Source organism: Bacillus sp. T2.9-1 (genome assembly GCF_950097965.1).
GTDB classification, from domain to species: Bacteria; Bacillota; Bacilli; order Bacillales; family Cytobacillaceae; genus Niallia; species Niallia hominis.
Map to the genome: position 1 here is coordinate 1 of NZ_CATNHG010000116.1, position 25,827 is coordinate 25,827.

Below are 25,827 nucleotides of genomic sequence, written 5' to 3' on the forward strand. Positions count from 1 at the left end.
AGTGTTCGAAATAAAGTTTTTTCCAATTCTTTTAATGATGGCATTTTTGTGTTACATTGATTCATGAGAGCCTCTCCTTTTCGTAGTTTTCGCCAAATTCTACTTTACAAAAGGAAGCTCTCTTTTTAAATGCTTCATTTTTTCCAGCTACCGCGCTCTCGCTTGGTGGCCTTTTTGTCTAGTTGGAGGACGCGTCCCCCAACTAGACAAAAAGGATATTTATTCTCCCACAAACATTTTACTCATACTGTTAATGATGGGATCGATAATTTTATTCTTATTACTTTTCCTATTTAGATATAAATCTATTATTAATTCTTTTAGAGTAGGGTAGGTATCAAGTAATAAGTTGAATGCACCAGTAAAGTTATTAGAATCTTCTTCTTTAATTACTGGAAAATCTTTTCTGTTATAATCCTTTACTCTCTTATAAGGAATCAATCCTTTATAGCCCATTATTTCTCCTGATTCATCCTTTTCTAAACATCTTCTAACAAACCTATGAATTTCATCTCGTCTTAACCCTGTTTCAGTTTCTATATCTTTAACCTTCATGTCAGTAGATATAAATAAGTCAACAGCTTTTTTTCTTTCTAAAAATAGCTTACGATGTTTAGGGGTTAAATTTTCAATTAATACTGTTGGCCAAAGTGATGTGTCCAATGATTCTTGATTAATGTTTAAATTTTCAACGCTTCTTCTACCCATTTATCCACACCTCTGTATTAATACCAAAATGACTTTGAGAAATATTGGATTGAATTTCTCCATTAAATATCATCCAACCAATTGAAACATATAATTTATCGAGAGTGAATTTTGAGTTTTGTAAGATAGTCTGAAGAGTTCTTCTTTGAGGTAAGTTTTCTTTTAATATTTTGATGATTCTATATTTATCAACGTCAGAAGGGGTAGCTTGTTTAATTGTTTTTAAAATTAACTTTAAATTAGAAAGAAACAGCCTATTTTCACGAATTTCATTCTCGGTTTGAACGCTGTGTTTATATCCATTTTCATTGCACCAATCCTGTTGAACAGTAAACTGATCAATTACTTTAGCTTTATTAAGTTCAAATGAATATTTGATTTCTCTAAATTCTTGTTTTCCATCAGCATATTTAATCCAAATATCGAAAATTGAATTTTTCATTTTACCATTAATAAGGCTTGTTACTTCTAAAGGTTGTTCACAAAAATCCAAAATTTGCGGATTAGCTTCTACAAGTAACCAATGCTCATATTCTAAATCGCTAAATAAATAAACATTTCTTTTTAATTTCGGACTAAATGAATACCATCTATTATTTCCAAAACGTTTACTTCCATCAGTTATTACTGGGGTATACATATTTTACCACCTCTGAATTAACATATTTTTAATAAGCATGTACAATATAATGGATTGTACATAAATATCTAAATTGTGGAGATATAAAATATTATAAATTTTCAAAAAGTACATACTCTTTTGTCCTTAGTATAAAATGTACAAACTTTTTTGTCCTTTTACAAACAAAATAGAGATTAAAAATGTAAGAGGAAGAACGACAACATATAAATATCCTTTTACTATTTTCCTTAGCAAGCGTTTAACCACCTTTCCATCAATTTGTAATTGTTCCTTTATTATACATCATTATTTGTTTTTTCTAAATATTTCATCAAAAAAAATCCATCCCATTCTTCCGTATAGTTCCACTAATCATCAGTAGAGGTAACTGAAAAAGTGTATTACCTGGTGTGTCGGTAGTTACCAAACCATTCAAACTTAGTGTAGGTTTTTGTTTTCCGAGGCTTACCGCTCGCTTTCCACGGGGCGAGCGCCGAGCCGCTTCGTCGCTACGCTCCTGCAGGGTCTCGGACTTTCTCGCATCTCCCGTAGGAGTCGAGCGGACGCCTCTCCAACCCAACTTATTATTTGCTTTCAAATAAATAAAACCTCATTTAATTTGGAGAACTAGACTTTTTCAGTGCCCTCCATCAGTAGGATGGAGTCCCCTACTGATGGAAGGTTTGCCTTTATTGCTAAACATGTCTTTTTTCAATGAGTTGTATGCCGATTCCCAACATAATCGTTCCCATTAAACAAAGAACTCCTGCTGGTATGGCGATTTCAATCCAAGATGTCTTTTCAAGAATGCCTTTTTTTAATAGCTCCATCCCATAAGTAATCGGAATAAATTTTGATAAAAGAATCATTACTTTGGATGTGACAATTTCGATTGGCCAATAAGCTCCTCCAAGCATAGCAAAACTAACCGACACCAATGGAATAACAGCATTGAACTGACTTGCTGTTTTCACTAAGCCTGTAAGAAGAATCGTTAATGCCACAATAGAAAATAAATAGGGAATGATTAATACATATACCAAATAAAAATGTCCATTAAAATCAATATTTAATCCATATCTAAAGAGAAGAAAGATCATTATTATTTGTACATATCCTACTAAAAAGCTGAATAATAAATGTCCAAAATATATTTGAGCTTTCGATGTAGAGGATAGGATAAAGCGATTCCATATGCCGTTTTGCTTATCTCTCAATATTTCTACAACCGTAAAAGAGACAGTATAGATGCAGAAAAATAAAGTAAACCCAAATAAGGACTGCAAGGACTGACTGTAATTATTCTCCTTTTCTGTTAGCGCTTGTTCCTTTGATACAGGAATGATTGGATTTTCCTTATTATTAGCCAGAACTATCTCTGCTTCTTGTTTATTCGCTGCTCCATTTATCAGCGCTTGTTCCTTTAGCATATTAGTATAATAGGTATGAAGATAATTTTGGACCATTAATGCATTAGAAGTTTCGGCGATGCTCAAAATCGTATAAGTGTCTTGGCTTAATGAAACTCCTATATCTGTTTTTCCTTTATCCAACTGTTCCTCCACTTCTTCTTTTGAATAGGGAACAAACGAAAAACTCTCACTTTTATTTAATGCTTTTACAATGTCCAGTACTTTTTCCGACTGATCTGTAAAAATTGGCACCTGTACCTTTGTAAAGGAAGAGATACCGACTAAATAGGCAAATAGGATACATATCAGAGTGGTTACTATAAAGGCGCCTGGACTTCTCAAAAATTGCTTACATTTCCCCCATAATACAGCCTTCATCGAATCCCCCCTTTTTTCCTCAAGATAATGGCACTAATCAAGAACAATGTAACAGAAAATAGAAGGATAGCCTTAATCTGTCCCCATAAATCTGGCAGTGAATAGCCTTGATACACCTTTAAATAAGCAGTAATGGCAGCTCCTCCTGGAGAATATTCTCCTAACGTCTCCATAAACCCACCAATTGCACTTACATCAAAAAAGCTCCCTCCAATAAAGGCGATGATAGGCACTATTAAGGAAGATAAAATCCTTTCCACATTTGGCGAATTGGTAGCAAAGGAAATAGCGGTTGCAAATGTTGCAAATGTTGCTGCCATTACATTTATTGTCAAAGTAACCACTAAATGATTTAGCATACTAGGAAAAACAATACCGTAAATAGTAGCTGTTAAACTAAATAGAATAGTCAGCTGCAAAAAGGACAAAATAAATGCTGCGAAAAATATTCCTAAAAAAAATATAAATTTCGGAACATTTGCGAGAAGTATTCGCTCATACATCAGCTCTTCCTTTTGCTGATATGCGAAACCTGCTACTGTTGTAGAAATATAGAATACAAACATGACACACATTCCCACTCCATAGTAAGCAAATGCACTAATATCTTTTTTCTTTTCAAAATTTTTAATTTGTTCATCTGTTTTGATTTTTATTAACGCTGCATATTCGAGTTGAAGCTCTTCGGCAGTTTTTATATATACCCACTCTTTTTGATAACTATCGATAATATCCTGGATAATGGTTACCTGAAGGGATTGCTTCTCCTTTGTCATTAGTGTCCAAGCAGGAATATCTGTTTCTTCCTTTAACAAATTCGCATAAAATTCAGCAGTAAATCCTTCTGGAATAACTAGCACACCATCAAAATCCTTTTCCTTTACCTTTGTCCGGTCACTAAATTCGGTAATGGATAAAATATTCTTTAACTCTGGATTTCCACCGACTTCTTTAATAAATATTTCAATTGGTTGGAGTGATTGAATAAGTGCTATCTTCTCTCTCTTCTCCTGTTCACTTCTATTTGATTGGTTCACTATATCTATTGCTTTTTGCTGCCCTTTGTTTGCTTCATCCTCCACTACAACAGCAAGCTTTGCATGCACTTCCACTTCGCCGTTATTATCCAATGCCCCTAACGCACTTCCAAGTATGGTAATAAGCACAAAAGGCATGAGTAATAAAACAATAAGCTCCCTGGGTCTTCTCCAAATCATCAATAACTCTTTCATTATCATTTGCAAGAGCATTTTATACCCTCCTAATCTCTTAGCTGACGGCCAGTTAGATGCAAGAAAACATCTTCTAATGTCGGCGTCTCAATATTTACAGAGAGTACAGTTGTCTTCTGCTCTTCGGCAATTCGCAAAATATCTTTTAACAAATTTACTTGTCTTGGTACGATTACTGTAATAACAGATTGTTGAATAGAGATGTTTTTAATATTTTCATGTTGACGGAGTGCTTCTGTAAATTCGTGTTTTATCATTTCTACCTTAATATTTATCGCAGTTTCTGCAGAAAGAATGTTTTTAATCTCCTCGTTTGTTCCGGAAGCAATAATCTCCCCATGATCCATAATATAAATCCGATCACATAGAAATTCTACTTCTTCCATATAGTGACTCGTATAAAGCACCGTTATTTGTCTCTCTTGATTTAGTCTTTTAACGGTTTCTAATATATAATTTCTTGATTGTGGGTCAATACCGACAGTTGGTTCATCCATAATGATGATTTCTGGTTCATGTATGAGAGCTACGCCAATGTTTAATCTCCTTTTCATTCCTCCTGAAAAAGTTTTAACTAAGTCCTTTTCTCGTTCTTTTAAACCGATGATATCGAGAACTTCATCCACTCTCTTTTGTAAAATTTTTTTTGGGATCCGGTGCATTTTTCCGAAGAACAGAAGATTTTCCCGTGCAGACAGATCCATATAAACAGCAATTTCCTGTGGAACGACTCCAAGTATTTTTCGTAACTTCTGGGGTGTTTTTAGGATGCTTTCATTATTAAGTCGCACATCTCCATCATCAGGGGAAATTAAAGAGGATATCATGGAAATAGTCGTAGATTTTCCCGCACCATTCGGTCCAAGTAAACCAACTATTTCTCCTTTCTCTAAATATAAATTAACGGAATTCACCACTTGCTTCTGTTTATAAGCTTTAGATAGATTCATTATCTCTAACAACACACATCATCCTTTCTTTATACAGAATAATGAAAAAAAACAGCGATTCCTATACCTAATGGTCATTTCTTTGCAAAAATAAAATGACTCTAGTCATCAAAGCATATTTTCCATAAAAAAGGGTAAAACAAATAGGAAAGAAGCCGTTGGAAAGGAGCTGAAGAATTTGGGCATTTTAGTCCTAGTCATCTTAATTGCTTTAAACGCTTTCTTTGCCGCAGCAGAAATTGCGCTCATTTCCTTGAATGACAATAAAATTAAACATATGGCGGATACAGGTCATAAGAAAGCTAAAATAGTTTATAATCTCCTATCAGAGCCTAGTAAATTTTTAGCTACCATCCAAATCGGGATTACGCTAGCTGGCTTTCTCGCCAGTGCCTTTGCAGCTGACAGTTTCTCTGGCCACTTAACAGATTTACTTTTAACAATGGGAATCCCCCTCTCTCAGGGACTGCTTGATTCTATTTCAGTCATTATTATTACTCTACTGCTATCCTATTTCACCCTTGTCTTTGGTGAATTAGTTCCAAAACGAGTTGCTTTGCGAAAAGCAGAAGGAATTGCTCTGTTCGCTGCAAGCCCATTAACGATACTTTCGAAAATAACAGCTCCTTTTGTCGCTTTTTTAACCTTCTCTACCAACATGGTTGCTCGTTTATTTGGAGTTAGACCAGATGATGAGGACGAAGAAGTAACAGAAGAAGATATAAAAATGATGATTGATGTTGGAAATGAAAAAGGTAATATTGACGAAGATGAACGAATGATGATTCATAATATTTTTGAATTTGATAATAAAAATGTCACTGATATTATGACCCATCGTTCCAATATGGTAGCAATCCCTTCCGATTACACATTAAAGGAGATAATAGCTCTTGTAAATCATGAAATGTATACTCGCTATCCTGTGTATGAAGAAAATATCGACAATATTATCGGCATTCTTCATTCTAAAGATCTTTTAGCCTATATGGGGGAAGAAAATGACGCTTTTAAATTGCATGATATTATTCGCAAGCCCCATTTCGTATTGGAATCGAAGAGAACAGATGAATTATTTATACAGATGCAAAAAAACAACATCCTTTTTGCCATTGTCGTCGATGAATATGGAGGAACGGATGGAATTGTTACAATGGAGGATCTGATTGAGGAAATCGTTGGAAATATTTTTGATGAATACGATGAACCGAAGCCTCCTGAGATAAAAATTATCGGTGAACATACCTATCTGCTCCAAGGAACAATTAGTTTAGATGATGTTCAGGAGTTGTTAAAAATCACCTTGCCGGTAGAAATTTATGATACATTAAGTGGGTTTCTAATAAGCAAGATTGGTTATATTCCAAATGAGCAGGAAAAACTCACTGTTACGTTCAAAAACTTTGAATTTCAGGTAGAAGAGATTGTAGATCGCCGAATTAGTAAAGTGAAAGTAACAAAAATACTAGAAACGGAATCTCCGTTAAAACAATCGTAAAAAAAGCGTGTCTGTAATCACCATAGCATTTGGTTGAATACTGGACACGCCTTTTGTTTGTTTGGCTTTGCATCCACTATTAAATATAATCATTTCTCACTGCATAGATTGCTAATTGGGTTCGATCTCTTAATTCTAACTTGGCTAAAATTTGGGTAATATGATTTTTTATAGTTCCAACAGATAATAATAATTCGCTGGAAATTTCTTTATTGGTTTTTCCTTGTCCAATCTTTTTCACAATATCTATTTCTCGCTTCGTCAAAGGAATGTTGTGGTTGTGGCTAAAAGCCTTCTCCTGAATAGCTTCTTTCTTTAAAAGCTTAGGCATTAATTTAGCGGCAACTTGGTCATGTATCGAGATGCCACCTGATAAACAGCTCTTTATGCTATTTACTAAACTAACGCTATCTGTCGTCTTAAGGAGGAACCCATTTGCTCCTTCTTGAAATGCCTGTATGGCATATTCCTCATCGTTAAATGTAGTCAGAATAAGTATTTTAATATGTGGATATTGCTGGCGAATTCGTTTCGTTGCTTCCATTCCATCCATAATTGGCATGCGGATATCCATAAGGATAATATCTACTATTGTTTTTTCTAATAAAGACAATACTTCTTTCCCATTTTCTGCTTCCGCAACAACGTGGATTTCTTCGTCTTGCTCAATGATCATCTTTAATCCATTTCTGACTATTGCTTGATCCTCCGCAATTAACACATGAATCATTTTTCTCCCCTCCCAACAGGAATATTTCCTTGCAGGATAAATTCTCCATCTAATTGAAGAACCTCTAATTTCCCTTGTCCCTCCTCTATTCTTTTTGTCATGTTGTCTAAGCCAAACCCATAATGAAATGGATGCTTATGAATATATGGATTTCTAATCTCAAAAGTTAGATTTCCAATCGGAGATACACCTAGCGTAATATGTACGGCCTTTGAACTTCCATATTTCATGGCATTTGTTATTCCTTCCTGTATGGAACGATAAAGAACAGCATTTTGCTTATTGCTTAGATTGACTAGTAGTACTCCTTGCTTTGTTGTAAAATGGACGTGAATATTGTTTTCACTTTCCAATTTTTTTATAAGTGCAATAATAGAAGCAATTCCACCAGATTCCCCCACTTGTAATAGTCGAACCGCCTTCCTTGTTTCTTCTAAGCATTCTTCTGTCATATCCTTCAGAATCCTATATTGTTCTTTATTCTCTTTAATCGAATATTGTTCGATTTGCATCATTAATGCTGTTAGCTTATGACCAACGGAATCATGCATTTCTCTAGCAATGAGATTCCGTTCTTCCACTCTTGCCGCATGTTCATTATGATAGGATTGTCTTTTTTGTATACGATAATCGTTTAATAAAGATTCATATGTATCTCTGATTTGTAGATAATCTTTATCTAGCTCGTTTAAACGAATGAGTAAATAGGAGATTAACAGAAAAAGAGTGATCCAAATAAAAGGGACATAGGATGATATAATAATTCCTATTGCACTATTTATCAAAAACAATGAGCAAATTATTATACGAAAAAAATTTGTTGATACGTATCTACCCACTTCCATCGTAAAATAAAGCATTAATAGGAAGAGATAGCCATGTAGCTCAACTTCTGTTACAAGCAGCGTTATATCAAGAAGAATCAAAATGAATAAAAAAGGAATGCTTTTTCTTTTAAAAACAGGTACAAGAAAATAAAATCCAAGAATAATAGCGAAAAGAAATAATAGCATAGCGAAATTCCATGCATCTGTTCTAAAGGCTTGATATAAAGCTCCTATACAAAGGAGTAAAAGTATTCCAATGTTCATGGTAAGTACCTTCATGTATTGCCTCCATTTCTCCCAATACTTTTTAACGCTGAGCAGAATTAATTCTTTTGAAAAAAGGCTTGTAGAAATAATTCTTCTACAAGCCTTCAGACTCTAAAGATTAAATACTATATCCTATTACCAACACGAGAATAAAGGAAATAACCAATAAAATCCACAGTGTTTTCGTATTTTCTCCTTTTTTTGTGCGAATAAGAACCATTTCAAGCATCCCAATCACCCAAATGCCGACTAGCATTTTTATTGTGTGCATGAAATCCATGCCTGTTTTTGCAAGCAAGCCAATTCCCGAACCAATAATCAGAATGTATACGACACGCAATACCATATGGAGGATTTTACTTCCCTTTTCTTTTCCAGCTTTATGTAAACCGAATGATATGGCAAATAGAACTAGTCCAATAATCCATGTCAGTACATGAGCATCTGTAGAACTCATATATCTCCCTCCTTTTCTCCATCATTTTAACACATATCGTAACCTTCCTTCTATTCGCGAAACATCATACGTCCTTTATTACTTTATTAAAAAGGGTGCCGATTCCTTCAACAGCAATTTCAATCGAATCCCCACCCTTTAAAAAACGTGGCGGATTAAAGCCTTTCCCCACTCCAGCAGGTGTTCCAGTTGCAATAATATCACCTGGCTCTAAAGTCATTCCTTTAGACAATACATGAATTACCTCTTCGATTGGAAAGATAAAATGCTTGGTATTCGACTTCTGTCTAATTTCACCATTGACCATTGTCGTAATATTTAATTCATTCGGATTCGGAATGCTGTCCTTTGTCACAATCCATGGACCCATCGGTGCACTTGTATCAAGGCTTTTTCCGATAAAAAATTGTTTATGTTTCTTCTGCAAATCTCTTGCAGTGATATCATTCAATATCGTATAGCCAAATATATAGTCCAATGCCTCCTCCTTCTTAATTCCTTTCCCTCTTTTTCCAATCACAACAGCAAGTTCACCCTCGTAATCAAGTTGTTCCGTTACTTCCCTATGCTCCAGAATGTTATCCGTATGTCCAATAATAGTTGTAGGAGCTTTCGTAAAGACCATTACATGCTCTGGAATATCCTCTTTACTTCCCATTTCAATTGCATGTTCCACATAATTTTTTCCTACACAAAAGATATTTTTTCTTGGTCTAGGAATAGGTGCTAGAAACTTCACTTTTTCCAGTGGGATATAATAACTAGCATGGTCATTTTGTTCTTCTACCCAATGAATTAACTCCTTCACATTGTCCAAAAATCCTTCTTGTTCTATGCATGTAACAAGGTCTTCATCATATGATCGTTTTCCCGTACGTTTCTCTTCTACATCATTTAAGGGCAATATCCCTGCTTCTTCTACTAATCCTATAAATACTTTGTCATCAAATCCAACCGTTGCAATCTTCATTTTTTTCCTCCCATTTTTCAAACATGTAAGAAAATTATAAACTTTCTTTATTAATTTTCCAAATAAAAAAAGATTTGTTCAAATAGAAGCAAAGTGAGCTTATCAACAGATAAAAAGAAATGAAAGGCTCTTTATAGAACTTCCCTTCCTTCTTGCTGTATTTCTTGTCATAGTACAACCATTCATAAGAATAAAGTAGTTAGGAGAAGAATTTATCTGTATAGGTGAATCACCTATTTTGCGGAGTTCCATAGTATGTATAAGAATATTGTATAAAGGATGTTGAATATGCCAGCAATTGTTGGAGTAGCTCAAGTTATTTCAGTGGGAGGTAGCTCTATTTTTAATATTGGGGATGTATACAAAATGATGCCTATCTCTAATGCGAAAACATTTTCTGGATCTGGCTCTTTTAATACAGGTGATGGATTAAGGGTTACTAACTATCGCAGTTCTACTAATACGTATGATAACGATGGACTGGATCAGCCAATCGCAGCAAATGCGTAAGTAGACTAAAGGGTGATGTGTAATGAATTATTTTATCCAACAATCGATAGTCATAAACACCATTAAAATTGGAGGTATTTCCAACTCCTCTGTATTACAAATAGGAAGTGCAGGTATTATTAAACCTGCTTCGTATTTATATAATACAGGCGGATTCACAGAATCAGCTCCTGAACTAAAACCAGATGAACCTGGTCCTAACGTAGCAGATGAGGAAACACTTTTCTCGCCTGCAGTTCCCTTGCAGTCTCCTCGAAAATAGGTATTAAGGAAAAAAGGGGGGATAGAAATGTCTTATGATTTTTACCAATATAGTGAAAAAATGAGCCATTATTTACAGCTGCTTGAAAAAAGAATAAAGGATTTAGAAAAACAAGTAGCCACCCTGACCAATGAGATTACAACAATAAAAGAAAAACCAAGTGTTCATATTGAACGAATTGACTACAGTTTTGATCAATTAAAAGTGGAGACACTGGAAGGTACACTAAATATTGGACTCAATCCAGAAGATTTAAGCAATATTGAAGAGCTAGCTATTAATCCGAATTCACCCATTAATCAACCACATGCTCCTTTCTATCCACCCATTGATCCAAAGCAAATGATGAATCGGTCCATGGATATTGAAGAAGAAATGAATCAATATATTCAATTAGAACTGCCAGACATCATTCGAAAGAAGCAAATAGAACTAAATATGCCGGAAGAGGAATCATATATCTCTTTTATACAAGAGGATATTATCAAGCAAATGCCAACCAGAATCCAATATTATTTACAGCAAGGTTCTAATCGTAAACAAAAGGAAGGCAAATTAACCAATGAAGATATTATCCAAGCCTTAAAGGAAGAAATGGAAAATGGAGTCCATTTATTTTTAAGCCATATACCAGATAACATGAAAGGAAGTGGAAAAGAATGAATTTTCAAGTATATAACCGAGAGCTTCAAGTTGGAAATATAAATATCATCGGTGTTGCGAGCTCCTCTATTTGCTTGGTAGGAGATGCACAATCCATTCAATTGGCCTCTACATTCGATACACCCGCTGAATCACTAATAATAGGTCCATTTGTTCCACTGCATCCGAAAATTTAATCATGCTACAGCGAACATCTGTTGTCGATTTAATCAATGTTAGGACAGTATCCTTTTCTTCGATTGTAGAGATTGGTGACGCTATTTACCATCAAGCCGTTTCACGAGCTATAGCTGTTCAAAGGCAGAAGGAGCTCTTTTATGGAAAGGAAGGGGCTTATGAAGACTATGCTGTCTTTAAAGAACCAATTCCATTAACCCCTATAATAGAAAACGTAGAATGCCATTTTGAAAATATGAAACCCATTATTAAAGTTCATCATATAGATATTACAGGAATATCTTCCTGCTCTTTATTGCAAATTGGCAATTGTCGACATATGTATGCAGAAGCACGGATTAAGCATATTCGTCAAATCGAGCAAACTATTGCGTCAGAGGTTGGAAATAATTTAATCCAATTAAATGAACCTAGCCAATTAGGTGTTCCAACCTCCCAAAGTCCTGTTACTGTTACTGGTACAGATAATACTGGGTCGCCATTTTCAGATGTGGAGCAAGAACAATAAAGGGATGGCTCAATAAGAAGGGCTTCCTCCCTTAATAAGAATAAGCTATGTAACAAGGAGGTAAAAAAATGCCTGCAATCGTAGGTCCAGTACAAATTGTTAACGTAGGGGAAGGAATTGTCCAATTTGGGGATTCATTGTTTATTTCTCCTAAAGGAAATTCTAAAGCAACCTTAGGCTCAGGTACCTCCAATACTGGAGCTTTTATCATTACAAACAATGGTGTGAATGCAAGTAACTATGTGGACACTAGTTTACTAGATCAACCAGTTGTTGCCAATAACTAACATAATATTCAACCCGTTCTATAGATAGTTATTTTTATCTTGCAAGGAGGATAGAATCATGCCTGCTATAATAGGTCCGATTCAAATTGTCAATACAGGAGCAGGAATTGTTCAGTTTGGAGATTCTCTATTTATCTCTCCTAAAGACAATTCAAAATCAACAATAGGTTCAGGCACTGGGAATAGAGGTGCATTTGTTATTACCAATAATGCGGTTAATTCCAGTAACTATACAGATAGTAGTGGCGTTGATCAGTCAATAACCGATAATAACTAAACGAAAAAAGGCATCTCGCAGAAGTTTTTGCGGGATGCCTTTTATTCTGCACTATTTAAATTAGAATGTTTTTATAACTCCAACACTTGTCCACCATCAAAGAAAAACAAATATTTCTCTTCTATGTTTCGCTTTAAGATTTTTTCTAATGCTTCTGTATATAGCTCCATTTGTATTTTATACCGTGATTCCAGTATCGGCTTAGCCTCTTCATACCCTCCTTTATACCGGGCAGTTATCGTGTCTGTTTTATAATCAAGCAACACCGTGCCTAACTCATCTTCAAAGAATACATCAATAATTCCCTGTACAAGAACTGGCTCTTCTTCTCCCGACCAGTCTGCATATACTCGACTTGCTGGATAGGCAATATTAAACGGAATTTCGCGTACAAGCTTTGGTGCTTGCTGCATTCTTTTTCCTAGAGAGGACTGGAAAAAAGATAGGATAGAGGAAATATCAATTACTTCCACTTGCTCACTTGTTAATAATTCTTTTCTAACCATCTCTTCTAATAATTGCTTCAGACTAGCTTCTGTAACCTCCGCTTTTACATCAACATGCTGCATAACCATATGCATTGCGGTTCCGATTTCTGCTGGACTTAATTTTTTTTCCTGCATAAACCTTGGTCGATTCCACACGGTTTGCTTCCACGCCTTTACAAGCTCTGTTCCATTTTGAGCATCTCGCAGTTCCCCTTGGCGTTTTAATTCAGAAACAGACTGCTTGGAGCGATGTGACGTACTTTCTTCTGAAGAATACGACCATGCAAATGTTTCTTTTATTGCTTCCTTGTAAACAGAAGAACTTTCTATTTTTTTCCCCTCTACTATTTTATTTAACCATTCCTCATCCTTTATCTCTTCCTCAACGGATCGGGTTAAAAGCTCTTCTTTTTGCAATACTTTCACTTCCCAATTGGATGGATGGGAAGAAATTTCGTCTTTTTCACTCCAGCTTTCTAAATGAATCCATGTATTGTCCCGATGTCTGACTAACGCCGGTCCAATCCAATCTAAATAAGACTTAGCTTGTGCACGATCAAATTCATTTAAAAGCCAATTCGAATGTCCTGCAATCTGTGACCATTTCTGTTTTGCCTTTTCTATATCTTTTACAGCACCTATTAAAATCAGCTTTTCCTTTGCTCGAGTTAAAGCAACATATAATACGCGCATTTCTTCTGCAAGGAGCTCCATTTTTTTCTTTTTGGAAAACGCAATTTGAGGAAGAGATGGGTAGGATATACGCTTTTTCGCATCAATATATTTCGTAGCAAAGCCTAAATCCTTATCAAGTAAAAAGTTTTTTCTTAAATCCATCGTATTGAAATTGCGTCCCATACCTGCCATAAACACAAAAGGGAATTCCAAGCCTTTACTGCTATGAATGGTCATAATTCGAATAACATCTTCTTGTTCCGTTAAGGCTCTTGCAGCACCTAAATCATTTCCTCGATCTCTCATTCTCTCCACGAAGCGAAGGAAGCGGAACAACCCACGAAACGATGTCTCTTCATATTGACGAGCTCTATCATAAAGTGCACGCAAATTAGCCTGACGCTGATTTCCTGCTGGTAAGCCCCCAACAAAATCATAAAAATACGTTTCACGATACAGCTTCCAAATCAGCTCCGATAAAGCTCCTCTTCTTGCCTCCGAACGCCACTCAGCCAATTTATCAAAAAACGGTCTGATTTTTTCATATAGTTCTTCTTCTTTCATCCTGTTCATATGGATATACACCTGAATAGCTTCATAAAAAGCTCCTTGCTTTTTCGCAATTCGCAATTTACTTAACTCCTCTTCTGATAACCCAACAATCGGGGAGCGAAGAACCGATGCAAGAGGAATATCTTGGTATGGATTATCAATAACCTTTAGTAAAGACATCATGATATCCACTTCTGTTGATTCAAAATAACCGGTTGTTAAATTAGCATATGTCGGTATATTATACTGCTTTAATTCTTCCATAATTTGCGGAGCCCATGTCATGGACCGTAATAAAATGACCATATCCTTATAACGAATTGGTCGGTATGCTTTTAGTTTTGCATCATATACCTCTTGGTTTGTTTCCAACAATTCTTTAACCTTTTCAGCAATAACTCTTGCCTCCAATTGTGATTGCTCTAGTTCTGCTGCATCTATACCTGTTGTCTCTCCATCTATTTCACTATCTTCACTAGAATCAGCACTTTGATTTACTAATGCAACTTCAATCGGATAAGAATTTTCTTCTGGATAACTCGCACCTAGCTTTAATTCAGCACTTTCATCGTATTCAATTTCGCCTACCTTTACTCCCATAATTTGCTTAAAGAGAAAGTTCGTTCCTTCTAATACTTCTTTTCTACTTCGAAAGTTTTTTGCTAAATCAATTTTAAAGCCAGCGTCCTCCCGCTCTTGAAAGCGAAGATATTTGGCTAAAAATAAGTTTGGTTCCGCTAATCGAAACCGATAGATACTTTGTTTTACGTCCCCGACCATAAAAAGATTTCCTTCCGATTCTCTATCCTTTGTCACTAGTTTTAGAATAGATTCCTGAACTAAATTCACGTCCTGGTATTCATCTATAAGGACTTCTTTAAATTGAGCTCGATAAAATAATGCAGCTTCTGATGGAATTAGTTCATTTTCTTCTGGACGACTTAAAATGGATAGACAATAATGCTCTAAATCAGCAAAGTCGACTAATCCTTTATCCATTTTTATTTGCTGAAATCTTTCTCCAAAGGCTTCCACTAGATAAACAAGTGTCTCCACGTGTGGCTTCATCTCCGCCATATCCTTTAAAAAGCTTTGCGGCTTTCTTGTAAAAAGATCACCTTGCATTTCTTGCAATATTTTTTTGGCACGCTCTCTAATTCTTTGCCCCTCTTCTACTAGTGAAGGATCATAGTCGTCTCCTTTACAAGGCTTTGCTCGTGAAAATTTCAATTTCTGCATTGCCTCATATAAAGTTTCCCAAGATTGAGCCTTTGCTTTTTCAAGAATGGAAACCAATTCCAAATCCTCTAGAAAATTGCTTGCACGTGGTGCTGGCCCTCCCGGAAGCTTCGTCAATTCATAGCCATATTCAAGTAGCTTCCTTACTCCTTCTAATTGCAGTTCCACATCATCGATTAAATGCTTCACAAATGGTAATTCCATGATATCTGCATCTTCTCCGATAGCATACATCTTGATTAAAGACTGTAAATAAGCAGAAGGAAATGGATTAGAACGAGAAAAATCATATATTTCTTGAATCATTCGCTGCAAAGCATCATCACTGCGATCATTTGTAAAGGCATCAACTAAATCAAAAAATGCTACATTATTTTCCTTCCCATATTCCTCTTCAAATAGATCTTCTAAACATTCATCTCTTAATAATTGTCCTTCTGTTTCATCTGCAATTCTAAATCCTGGATCTAAATCAATAACATAATAATATTTTCGAATGACTTCTAAACAGAAAGAATGAATTGTCGAGATATGAGCTTTATTTAAAAGCGCCAATTGTCTTTTTAAATGCTGAGATGTTGGATTCGCATTAATTTCCTTTTCTAATACTTCTCCAATCCGGTGCTTCATTTCAGCTGCAGACGCATTCGTAAACGTAACAACAAGCAATTCATCGACATTTATCGGCTGATCGGATACAATTTTCCGAATCATCCTTTCTACTAAAACAGCTGTTTTTCCAGATCCTGCTGCAGCAGCAACTAAAATGTCCTGCCCACTAGACATAATCGCCTTCCATTGATCATCTGTCCAGGTTACATCTGCTGGCTTGTCCGGTATGCTAATCTCTTTCATTCCTGTTAGCCTCCTCTCGGATTAATTGCAGCACTTCATCCTTTGAATAGGCTGGCAATTGTCTATATTGGTTTGTTTCTAATGCTTCATCAAATTGGCAAACAGATTTAAACGAACAGAAAGTACAAGGCTTTTTCTCATTTAAGCGATACGGTTCAATGCCTACTTCCCCACTAATAATTTTGTTTCCTGAATCCCTATATTTATGGCGAACAAACTTTTGCATTTCACTAAAGTCTTCTTTTGTTGCGACTTTAGAAGCTTTTGTTAGAGTTCCATCTGTCTTAAAACCTGCTGGCACAATTGGAGAACTCCCTTTTTCTAACGTTTCATCCATTAGCTGAATAACTCGCTCTTCTCCAAGCATTAGCCCATTCATTTTAAATTTCTTCAATAATTCTTCTTCGATTTCATCTAATGTTAATATTTTCTTACTAGAAATCATCGGATTGTGTACATGAAAATATAATACTCCTGCTGGGCTCGCTTCCTTATCTACTAATATTGTACTGTTTGTAATAATTAAATCTAAATAAGTAAGCATCTGTAAAGATAGTCCATAATATACTTCATTCATATTTAATTCTTGGCTACTTGATTTATAGTCGATGACTCTTAAATATACTTCTTCTCCAACAACCGCTTTATCGACACGATCGATTCTTCCAATCAAATCCATATTTGAACCGTTTTTTAACGGAAAAGAAATGGATGGAAGCTTTCCTTTTGGACCAAATTCTAGTTCTAAATCAATTGGTGAGAAGCCACTATGCTTAGCATGTTCGCTTAAAATAAGGGAAGCCCTACTGATGATTTGCTCTAACTTTCTTTTTATATAATGATGTCTATTTGTGCTAAGCAATATTTCATTTTGCAATTTAGGTGCGAGCATATCTACGGCATCCTTTGCAAGCCGCTCACATTGCTCTCTCGTTAAACTAGACCACATTAACTCCTTATTCATCACTGTTTCGGCTATATATTTCAAGGCAGCATGAAATAAATCACCGATTGCCGGTGCCTCTAAGCGATATACTTGTCGTTCTCGGAGCTTTAATCCATGTGTCGCAAAATGTGAAAATGGACAAGCATGAAATAATTCCATCCTAGAGACACTTGCCGAAATAGTATCTCCATATAATTCACTGCTTGTTTGTTCTGATAATTTTTCTGTTTGATTTTGATACGTTAAACTAGAGAACACCTTTTTGGCAGGTTCTCTCCAATTTGTATTCTCTATATATTCATTGTAAACATCCCACCAGAAATCATAGATAGGATATTCTCTTTTCTTTAAATAAAGCTGTCCTGTTAAATAAGATAAGGTCGTTTGAAAATGGACCACATAATCCAGCTGCCCTTCTTCTGACAGCTCTTTTGGATCTGACATAAAGAAGAGAGTAGTGGCATTAGGAAATAAATCTCTCATTCTTTTGATATAAGTAGATGCCAAAATAGATTTCCCTTCATCATTTGCTAACGGATAGGTTAAGTAAAGACAATCAGATGGCGTAGTAAATGCTTTGTATGCAAGAAATTCTTCATCTAACAGTCTCGTTTTACTTGTAGGAGCTAGCTTCATTCCTTTTTGTTGCAAAGCTTCTCTATCCGTGTCTGCAAGTATTCCTTCATCCTGAAATCTCGATGGAAAAACACCTTCGTTTAGACCGATAACAAACGCTACTTTTATATCATTTAACCGAGACTGTTCTATATCGGCGATTAAAACCTGATCCAGGGCTGGAGGAACGAGGGAGAATTTCAATGTATCTAAACCGGCATTCACAACTGTTGCAAATTGCTTCGTTGAAAATTCCTCTTCTCCTAGTATTTCTACAAATTGATCAAGCATTTCCACTATGCTATTCCATGCTTGATCATGTTCTCCAGCTTTTACTAGCTCTCCTTTTTCCTCTAACTCATTCTTCCAGTATTCCATTTTCAGCGGTACTTCAAGTTCTTCTAAAAATAGATATAAAGCTTCACATTTAGCGCGTCCTGTTTTCCCTCTTTTCAAACGGTTTTGAAGGCGAATTAACGGCGCAGTTAAAGACAAACGCAGTTCATTTAATTCTTGCTCGAATTCTTTTTCTGCATCTGTCTGAACTCCTTGCTCCCATTCTAATCCTTGGATTCTTCTATATTTCCAACGCTCTTTGGAAGTCCACTTATTTCCTTTTATTCCATAAGCAAGACAATAATTTTCAAGTCTATCTACCTTTTCTCGAATATTATTTTTGCGTTCATGGAGTGGGAAAAGTAACTCCGTTTTTATAGAACGAAATACAGGCTCATAACGCCAATTTGTTTCAAAAATTTCTAAAGAAGAACGAATCAGTTCTACTAAAGGATGATCATGCATTCTGCTTTTCTGATCAATAAATATTGGAATATGATAGTCTCTAAAAACCGTTTCAATAATATTTTGATACGTAGCCAAATTACGAGAAAGTAAACTTATCTCCCGATAACGGTAGTGCTTATCTCTAACAAGCTTGACAATTTCCCGCGCAATCCCTTCTATTTCTGCGCGTGGATTAATGCTTTCCGCAAATTTGATTGTTGTTTCTTCTGTATAAGCTTGAACTGGTCTGCTGTCAAAATGAGTTTCTATATGCATTAACGACGGATGGCTATCTTTTTTATATTCCGTAAACTCTACAATATCAACTTCAACTCCTACTTGCTTGGCCATCGAGTGAATGGTTTGAAAGGATTCTGTCGACATTCGAAATAAGCTTAAGTCATCATGTTGTGAAAATGAAGGATCTAATGTATTGGTAATTGTTACCCTTTCACAAAGGTGCATTAACTGTTGAATAATCAAATATTCTTGAGGAGTAAAGCTATAAAAACCATCGATATAAATTTCCGCACTTTTCAAATAGGAGGATTCACTCATCTTTTCCGCAAGTAAACGAAAATAATCCTCTCCATCGATGTATTTACCGATCAATCTTTGTTCAAATTGCTCATATATTAGTTCAAGATCACTGATTTTATCCATTAATGCCTTTGCTGATTCCTGGTTGTCCTCTATTTGTTCTTTTGTTGTTAGCAGTTCTTCAGGAGTAACCGTGTATCTCCTAAATTCAGTGACTAGTTGTTCAACCTGCTCTATAAATCCATTTTTATCGGCTACCTTTTTAAAAAGAGTTAGCTTATTTTTATTTTCTTCAATAATCTTGCGTATGAGCATATTAACACCAATACTATTTATATGGTAGCGACTAATTCCACCAGTCTCTTGCAATATTCTCCAAGCAAGACGAGTAAAACTATACACTTGTGCCCGAAACATTCCTTGAACCTCAGATCCGGATAGTAATCGCTGATCGGATAAAAAGGTCATCTGATCTGGGACAATATAAATTACAGGATTGCCTTCCGGATTTGCGGCAAGCTTTGCTTGGATCTCTTCTATACAAAACGTTGTTTTTCCAGTACCAGATCGACCTGCTAATAAGCGAACAGTCATCCAATCCCTCCCCTTTTTTTCTCTATCACCATAATACTTTATATGTATATAACATCATATCATAGAAACACATGTTTCCATAGAAAAGCGACACTGGATAATTTTTCTCATCCTCAACTTAAACGATACTACTCGAATAGTCGTGAAGAAATGAGAAATAGGGAAAAGCTTTATTACTCCTCGTGTGCTGATATCTCCTGACTTTATACCAATCAAAACAACATAAAGAAAAAAGAACTCAAACTTGAGTTCTCCTTTATCCATCCTTCTAAAAGGTAAATTGAATTTCATTAAATGGCCAATAACGCAAGCTAACTTTTCCAACTACTTGATCAATGGAAATGAATCCGAAATGGCGACTATCCCAACTTCCTAATCGATTATCCCCTAATACAAATAATTTCCCTTTTGGAACAGTAGCCTCCCCGGTTAGTTCTTTTAACGTAAAATTCCCCGTTAGCCTTCCGGATGAAACTTGTTTACGATAATCATTTAGAAATGGCTCCTCATACTTTTTCCCATTTATAAATAGATGGTCATCTCTATATTCTACTCTATCTCCAGGGATGCCAATTACTCGTTTCACATAATCATCATTTTCATTTGCATGAAAAACAATAATATCAAAGTGATCAAAATCAGTCATTTTATAACCAACTTTATTAACAACTAATTTGTTTCCGTCCTGTAATGTAGGCATCATCGATTCACCTTCCACTACATAATTGGAGAAGAAAAAAGCACGAATTATAACAAAGATGATAATCCCGATTGCAAATGCCTTTAACCATTCTATGCTTTCTTTCTTTATAGCTTCTTTCAACCTCTATCTCCTCCAAATAAATTTTGCAGACCATCTTTTCTAATGGCTTCTCTCTTTCTCTTCCATTCCCGGATTATTCATTTTTATCTCGATTCGTTTCCCAATAGCCCAAAGAATAAAGATAGCTATCCCAACAGGTATTGTACGTAATGGCTGCGCAATCATTGATTTCAAGTCATAGCCAATAAAGCTAATCGTACTAATCATGACTAGTTTACCTGCTATAACGGCAAGCACATATTGGCTCGTACTAATTCTCGATAAACCAGCCACTATATTTACAAGTGCAGAAGGTGTAAACGGAAAACATAGCATTAAGAACAACGGACCAAATCCATGTCGCTCAATCCAGATTATTGGTTTCTGCACCTTTTTATGTTTTCTTAAAAAGCTCAGCAGTCTTTTTTTCCCATACTTTCGGATTATCGAGAATACTAGCAATGCACCTAAGATTGTTCCAGCCCATGAATATAAAAATCCTAGCCAAAATCCAAAAGCATTTACATTAGCCATAATAAAAACAAAAAGCGGCAAAAAAGGGATAAACGCCTCAATCATTGGCAATAAGACCCCTGGCAACGGTCCGAACGAGCGATAACTGTCAATTAAGTCCATTATATTTTCAAGCGTAAACCATTCTTTAATTAAGTTCATATCCATGAGCAAAACCCCTTGTATAACAACTTACGCATCTTTTTGTATTTGTATTCTTTTAACTCTGGCGTTTTTGATGAATCCACTTAAAACACAAGTGGACTTCATACCATTTCCCTTCTATTAGAACCTTTTGTTGCTATAGCATTTATTAGCAAACAATCTACTTAACTATTCTAGTTTAATTCTTTATTCTTTCTAAAATATAAAGAATATGTTAAAGATAATTCAATTTATTGTGCCAAAAATTCTTTTATTGCTGTTTTATTCGCTTCTAAATCGACAGATAAGACAGCAGCTCCATTTACTCGCATATCTTGGAAACTTCCATCTACTGGAACTCTTAGCGACTCTACCTCATGATTTTTTGAAGTCAATAATTCCTTCCCAATAAACAGCATATCCCCTGTTTCCATACTCGTATTAATGTAAGGCATTATTACCCCTGCTAGTTTTGGCAGCTTAGCAAATGTCTGTACAGCAGAAACTTGATCAGCAAGTGCTTGCAATGTTTTTTGTTGTCTTGCCACCCTTCCGAAATCAGATTCTGCATCATGTCGGAAACGCACATAGCCTAGTAACTGCTTGCCATTTAAATGTTGCAATCCTGGCTCCAACGTTACGCCTATATTTTCAGACATTTGTTTCTCTACATTGATTTCCACACCATCTGGAAATACTTCATCAACTACAGCTTCAAATCCTTCAAAATTAATAATCGCATAATATTGCAATTCTATATCAAAATTTTGTTTGATTGTTTGCCTTAAAAGCTCAGGACCTCCGAGAGTATAGGCAGTATTAATCCTCCCTTGACTATATCCAGGTATATCCACATACATATCTCTCATGAGTGATATTAGTTTATATGTACCATTATCAGGATGATATTGGGCTACCATTATGGTATCTGTTCTGGATTGATTTTCCCCTTTACGCTGGTCACTTCCAAGCAAAAGGATATTCGTTCCACCATTACTATCCTTTTCCCCATTAAATTCGTATTTAACCTCGTCTACTCCAATCTTCCCTAACGACTGTTTTTCTCCTTGCTTAAATTGAATAATACTGTATATACCTACCAAAAATATAAATAGAATTAGGAATAGAAAGAAAACCCTCCCTTTACGTAATTTCCTTCTTTTCTTTCCTTTTCTATATTCCGCTCTCCCCATTTCATTAATCCTTTCCATATTAAAGTTCTTTTTATTTTTTTATGACTCTTTATTACTATCAAGTGTAACCTTTGTACAAAAATATAGACCTTCTTCTCCTTGTAAATCCTGTTTGCTATTGAACTCTTTCATTTCTTAATGGATAGCTTTCTTTTTACTATCATAACAAAAAAAGTTCTTTTCTACATTTTTTTCTTGCTTAAAATTACATTACAGGATAGAATTATACTTTTTCTATTTATATACACTTACTTATACTTCGGTATTTTATAAGTTAATCTTAAAAATGGAAGACCCATTTTGCTTCAGATTATATAGGCAAAAATAATAATTTTGCGCATAAAAAAAGGCGCCAGATGGCACCCTTTTATTTAATCGTTATACATATTTCAAAAACCAATTGTTAATATAGTTTAGTCTTTCTATTCTAAGTGTAGGTTTTCCACTTCTTGAAAGTTCATGATTTGATTCTGGGAAACGGACAAATTTCGTTTCTTTTTTTTGCACCTTTAAGGCAATAAATAATTGCTCTGCCTGTTCAATTGGACAACGAAAATCTTTTTCTCCATGCAATATAAGCAATGGTGTTTGCATATTATTTACATAAGCTAATGGAGAATGCTTCCACAGTGTTTCAATATCATTTAAGTCTGCTTTTATTTGCCAATCAGTAAAGTAGTATCCTATATCACTAACTCCATAAAAACTTATCCAATTGGAAATAGAGCGCTGTGTGACTGCTGCCTTGAAACGATCCGTATGACCTATAATCCAGTTTGTCATGAAGCCACCATAGCTCCCTCCTGTAACCCCTAAACGAGAAGCATCGATAAAATCAAATGTCTCTAGACAATAATCCACCGCATCCATAATGTCTTCATAATCCTTCCCGCCATAATCTCCACGTACAGCATCTACAAATTGCTGCCCATAGCCATGACTTCCTCTCGGATTAATAAACAATACCGCAAACCCATTAGAAGTTAGTGTTTGGAATTCATGGAAATAGGAATTAGCATACATTGCATGTGGTCCCCCATGAATTTCTACTACCATTGGATATTTTTCGCCCGCTTTAAAGTCTTGTGGCTTCATTAACCACCCATGCAGCTCCCAGCCATCTCGAGAATGAAATTGTAATGGCTCAGCTTCAGAAAATGTATGTGTTTCCGCAAACTCTTTATTTACATCTGTAATTTGCTGAACCTCGCCTGTCTCTAAATTTAGGGTGTATAAATCTCCTGGATGTGTAGGTGTACTAATAGCTACAATCGCTCTTTTTAAACTTCCGCCAGTTGATAACCCATACACATGATGATTATCGATAAGAGACGGATAGATTGCACCTGAAATATTTCCAAAATAGACAATGGTATTTCCATGGTCAGTTCCTAAAAAAGTAAAGCTTTCATTATCCTCTCCCCATAGTATGCCAGGTGTTACAGATCCCTGTTGAAAATCTCCGATTGCATAATCGCCAACATTTACATCCCATTCCGGTGTTAAGCATTGTAGATAATCAGATTCTAAATCATATACCCATATTTTTGACAGAGTCGCATTCTCGTATTCTCTGCCACTTCCTATCAATCCTAGTCTTTTGCTATCAGGTGTCCAAGTTGCTTTTCCATAAGAGCCATTACTTTCTGTAACCTTCTTCCAGTTCCGTTCTTTTCTATTATATAGATAAATATCTGCAATAAAGCTAAAATCCTTTTCATCGCTTTCATCTGCACTAATTGCTATGTACTGTCCATCAGGGGACCAGCTTTGCACATAATAATTATTTTCTCCTGATGTAATCTGCTCTAGATCGCCACTTTCTATATTTATGATAGCAATATGATCATAGCTTCCATCCCAAAAGCCCTTGCCGTCCGATTTGTACTTCATATTAGTTACTTCTAGTGAAGTAACCTTTTCCTCTTTCTTCTCCGTTATATTTTCTTTGTCTTCAACTGTTTCTCCCATTTTTAAATTACATTGAAAAGCTATTTCCTTGCTATCCGGGGACCAAACTGGATTACTTACTCCATTGGCTAAAAAGGTTAGTTGCTTTGCTTCTCCACCTTGCTTATTTAATAAAAACAATTGATTTTTCCCAGATCGATTCGAAATAAAGACAACTTGTTCTCCATTCGGTGACCATCTTGGTGAATAGTTTCGATCTTTCCCAAATGTCCATTGAGTTGTATCTAATGTATCTAGACGCTTATAAAAAATATTGGAATAATACTTATCGGTCTCTTTACAAATGGAAGTGAGTACATATAAACATTCCTGTCCTTTTTCATTAACCTGAGGATCAACGACAGATTTTAATTCATACAAAGCTTCTGCATTTATTCTATAGCTTTCTTTCAATTTCATCTTCCTTCCCTTATTTAAAGTAACTATATATTTCGACAACTGAAATAATTTCCCCTCCTTCTCTCTCTCTTTTCTTCTAAAAAATTTTTTCAGGAATTACAGCATTAATATCCACCTTCCTAAATTTACATGTAACATGCTTTTTAGAGACTGTGAAAAATATCATTATCAACTTGAAAATTACAGCCAAACAAGGTATTATCGAATAAGAACAAATGTTCTATAACATATAAGAAGGGGTCAATGATTATGACACGAATTCCTGAAATAGAAAGGGACATTATGGAAAAAGCTATTTATCTTCCTATGCTTTTAACTATACTTAATCGGGATCTGCAGGTCATCAAAAAAAGTAATTTTAAGCTAAAACAACCTTATATAGACCTTATAGAAAATACAATGAATGCAGTACAAACGGAGTTAAAAAAAACGAAGAATTATATGTATAAGCATGCTTTGAAGATTCAAGAAGTAAATCGTGATGAAGCATTTACCATGTTTTTGTTTATTTACAACGGTTATGAGGAATATCATAATTACTTTAACCCACGTCTTCGGAATAAAGTTCAAGAACTATTAGAGTATTATTTATACAAAAGGTTTACTATTAGTTAACAAAAGTAAATAAAAAAAGCTCCTTTTCAATTGCTATCCGATGGACTAACCTAAAATAGTGAGACAATATAAAACACCTCCAAAATGGCAATACTTGAGATAAGTATTGTGACATTATTCGGAGGTGTTTTTGCGTGGGCAAAAAAACTGTATATACAAAAGAGATTA

24 protein-coding genes are annotated in these 25,827 nt (G+C 35.3%); 9 read left to right on the plus strand and 15 right to left on the minus strand.

Going from position 1 to position 25,827, the window contains the following annotated elements:
• Nucleotides 1-219: 219 nt before the first annotated feature.
• The 5 genes from QQZ16_RS17305 to QQZ16_RS17325 form a co-directional block, all read right to left on the minus strand.
• On the minus strand, nucleotides 220-708 hold the full coding sequence (locus QQZ16_RS17305) for a hypothetical protein (RefSeq protein ID WP_031536620.1): 489 nt from the start codon (nucleotides 706-708) through the stop codon (nucleotides 220-222).
• Complete coding sequence (locus QQZ16_RS17310; RefSeq protein WP_031536621.1) at nucleotides 701-1,348, minus strand: TnsA endonuclease N-terminal domain-containing protein; 648 nt, start codon at nucleotides 1,346-1,348, stop codon at nucleotides 701-703. The genes QQZ16_RS17305 and QQZ16_RS17310 overlap by 8 nt, the downstream gene beginning before the upstream one ends.
• A 677-nt stretch (nucleotides 1,349-2,025) precedes the next feature.
• Complete coding sequence (locus QQZ16_RS17315; RefSeq protein WP_284561546.1) at nucleotides 2,026-3,120, minus strand: ABC transporter permease; 1,095 nt, start codon at nucleotides 3,118-3,120, stop codon at nucleotides 2,026-2,028.
• The gene (locus QQZ16_RS17320) at nucleotides 3,117-4,370 is read right to left on the minus strand and encodes an ABC transporter permease (RefSeq protein WP_235251546.1); all 1,254 of its coding nucleotides are present in this window, start codon (nucleotides 4,368-4,370) and stop codon (nucleotides 3,117-3,119) included. The genes QQZ16_RS17315 and QQZ16_RS17320 overlap by 4 nt, the downstream gene beginning before the upstream one ends.
• A gap of 11 nt (nucleotides 4,371-4,381) precedes the next feature.
• On the minus strand, nucleotides 4,382-5,314 hold the full coding sequence (locus QQZ16_RS17325; protein ID WP_031536625.1) for an ABC transporter ATP-binding protein: 933 nt from the start codon (nucleotides 5,312-5,314) through the stop codon (nucleotides 4,382-4,384).
• Nucleotides 5,315-5,480: 166 nt separating this feature from the next.
• Here QQZ16_RS17325 and QQZ16_RS17330 point away from each other — a divergent pair, with 166 nt between their 5' ends.
• Nucleotides 5,481-6,800: a hemolysin family protein gene (locus QQZ16_RS17330; RefSeq protein WP_081836586.1), complete on the plus strand. Its 1,320-nt coding sequence runs from the start codon at nucleotides 5,481-5,483 to the stop codon at nucleotides 6,798-6,800.
• Nucleotides 6,801-6,879: 79 nt separating this feature from the next.
• Here the strand turns inward: QQZ16_RS17330 and QQZ16_RS17335 are convergent, their stop codons facing one another.
• From QQZ16_RS17335 to QQZ16_RS17350, 4 genes are all read right to left on the minus strand, one after another.
• A complete protein-coding gene (locus tag QQZ16_RS17335) occupies nucleotides 6,880-7,530 on the minus strand; it encodes a response regulator transcription factor (protein ID WP_031536627.1) in 651 nt (216 codons plus the stop codon).
• Nucleotides 7,527-8,636, minus strand: a complete 1,110-nt coding sequence (locus QQZ16_RS17340) for a sensor histidine kinase (protein ID WP_031536628.1) — start codon at nucleotides 8,634-8,636, stop codon at nucleotides 7,527-7,529. The genes QQZ16_RS17335 and QQZ16_RS17340 overlap by 4 nt, the downstream gene beginning before the upstream one ends.
• Before the next feature lie 106 nt (nucleotides 8,637-8,742).
• A complete protein-coding gene (locus QQZ16_RS17345) occupies nucleotides 8,743-9,081 on the minus strand; it encodes a YisL family protein (protein ID WP_031536629.1) in 339 nt (112 codons plus the stop codon).
• 64 nt (nucleotides 9,082-9,145) lie between these two features.
• Entirely contained in the window at nucleotides 9,146-10,051 is a 906-nt protein-coding gene (locus QQZ16_RS17350) for a fumarylacetoacetate hydrolase family protein (RefSeq protein ID WP_031536630.1), read from the minus strand.
• A 288-nt stretch (nucleotides 10,052-10,339) separates the two neighbouring features.
• Between QQZ16_RS17350 and QQZ16_RS17355 the strand changes: the two genes are divergently transcribed.
• The 7 genes from QQZ16_RS17355 to QQZ16_RS17385 all read left to right on the plus strand — a co-directional run bounded on the left by QQZ16_RS17355 (nucleotide 10,340) and on the right by QQZ16_RS17385 (nucleotide 12,735).
• On the plus strand, nucleotides 10,340-10,561 hold the full coding sequence (locus QQZ16_RS17355) for a spore germination protein (protein WP_031536631.1): 222 nt from the start codon (nucleotides 10,340-10,342) through the stop codon (nucleotides 10,559-10,561).
• A 22-nt stretch (nucleotides 10,562-10,583) separates the two neighbouring features.
• Nucleotides 10,584-10,823: a spore germination protein GerPB gene (locus tag QQZ16_RS17360; RefSeq protein WP_031536632.1), complete on the plus strand. Its 240-nt coding sequence runs from the start codon at nucleotides 10,584-10,586 to the stop codon at nucleotides 10,821-10,823.
• Between the two features lie 27 nt (nucleotides 10,824-10,850).
• Nucleotides 10,851-11,486: a spore germination protein GerPC gene (gene gerPC / locus QQZ16_RS17365; RefSeq protein WP_031536633.1), complete on the plus strand. Its 636-nt coding sequence runs from the start codon at nucleotides 10,851-10,853 to the stop codon at nucleotides 11,484-11,486.
• Complete coding sequence (locus QQZ16_RS17370; RefSeq protein WP_031536634.1) at nucleotides 11,483-11,662, plus strand: hypothetical protein; 180 nt, start codon at nucleotides 11,483-11,485, stop codon at nucleotides 11,660-11,662. The genes gerPC and QQZ16_RS17370 overlap by 4 nt, the downstream gene beginning before the upstream one ends.
• 2 nt (nucleotides 11,663-11,664) lie before the next feature.
• The gene (locus tag QQZ16_RS17375) at nucleotides 11,665-12,171 is read left to right on the plus strand and encodes a spore germination protein GerPE (protein ID WP_065429055.1); all 507 of its coding nucleotides are present in this window, start codon (nucleotides 11,665-11,667) and stop codon (nucleotides 12,169-12,171) included.
• A 68-nt stretch (nucleotides 12,172-12,239) separates the two neighbouring features.
• Complete coding sequence (locus QQZ16_RS17380; RefSeq protein WP_031536636.1) at nucleotides 12,240-12,458, plus strand: spore germination protein; 219 nt, start codon at nucleotides 12,240-12,242, stop codon at nucleotides 12,456-12,458.
• Nucleotides 12,459-12,516: 58 nt separating this feature from the next.
• The gene (locus tag QQZ16_RS17385) at nucleotides 12,517-12,735 is read left to right on the plus strand and encodes a spore germination protein (protein ID WP_031536637.1); all 219 of its coding nucleotides are present in this window, start codon (nucleotides 12,517-12,519) and stop codon (nucleotides 12,733-12,735) included.
• A 71-nt stretch (nucleotides 12,736-12,806) separates the two neighbouring features.
• Here QQZ16_RS17385 and addA read toward each other — a convergent pair whose 3' ends face one another.
• The 6 genes from addA to QQZ16_RS17415 form a co-directional block, all read right to left on the minus strand.
• Complete coding sequence (gene addA, locus QQZ16_RS17390) at nucleotides 12,807-16,544, minus strand: helicase-exonuclease AddAB subunit AddA (RefSeq protein WP_284561547.1); 3,738 nt, start codon at nucleotides 16,542-16,544, stop codon at nucleotides 12,807-12,809.
• Nucleotides 16,531-20,022, minus strand: a complete 3,492-nt coding sequence (gene addB / locus QQZ16_RS17395) for a helicase-exonuclease AddAB subunit AddB (protein ID WP_031536639.1) — start codon at nucleotides 20,020-20,022, stop codon at nucleotides 16,531-16,533. Before addB ends, addA begins: the two co-directional genes overlap by 14 nt.
• Nucleotides 20,023-20,290: 268 nt before the next feature.
• A complete protein-coding gene (gene lepB / locus QQZ16_RS17400) occupies nucleotides 20,291-20,845 on the minus strand; it encodes a signal peptidase I (RefSeq protein WP_031536640.1) in 555 nt (184 codons plus the stop codon).
• Between the two features lie 39 nt (nucleotides 20,846-20,884).
• Nucleotides 20,885-21,505: a TVP38/TMEM64 family protein gene (locus QQZ16_RS17405; protein WP_031536641.1), complete on the minus strand. Its 621-nt coding sequence runs from the start codon at nucleotides 21,503-21,505 to the stop codon at nucleotides 20,885-20,887.
• 227 nt (nucleotides 21,506-21,732) lie between these two features.
• On the minus strand, nucleotides 21,733-22,674 hold the full coding sequence (locus tag QQZ16_RS17410) for an LCP family protein (RefSeq protein WP_031536642.1): 942 nt from the start codon (nucleotides 22,672-22,674) through the stop codon (nucleotides 21,733-21,735).
• A gap of 378 nt (nucleotides 22,675-23,052) precedes the next feature.
• Nucleotides 23,053-25,044 (minus strand): S9 family peptidase, encoded by a 1,992-nt coding sequence (locus QQZ16_RS17415; RefSeq protein ID WP_284561548.1) that lies wholly within the window; start codon nucleotides 25,042-25,044, stop codon nucleotides 23,053-23,055.
• Nucleotides 25,045-25,293: 249 nt separating this feature from the next.
• On the opposite strand from QQZ16_RS17415, the gene QQZ16_RS17420 reads away from it, so the two are divergent.
• On the plus strand, nucleotides 25,294-25,659 hold the full coding sequence (locus QQZ16_RS17420; protein ID WP_031536644.1) for a hypothetical protein: 366 nt from the start codon (nucleotides 25,294-25,296) through the stop codon (nucleotides 25,657-25,659).
• Nucleotides 25,660-25,827 lie beyond the last annotated feature (168 nt).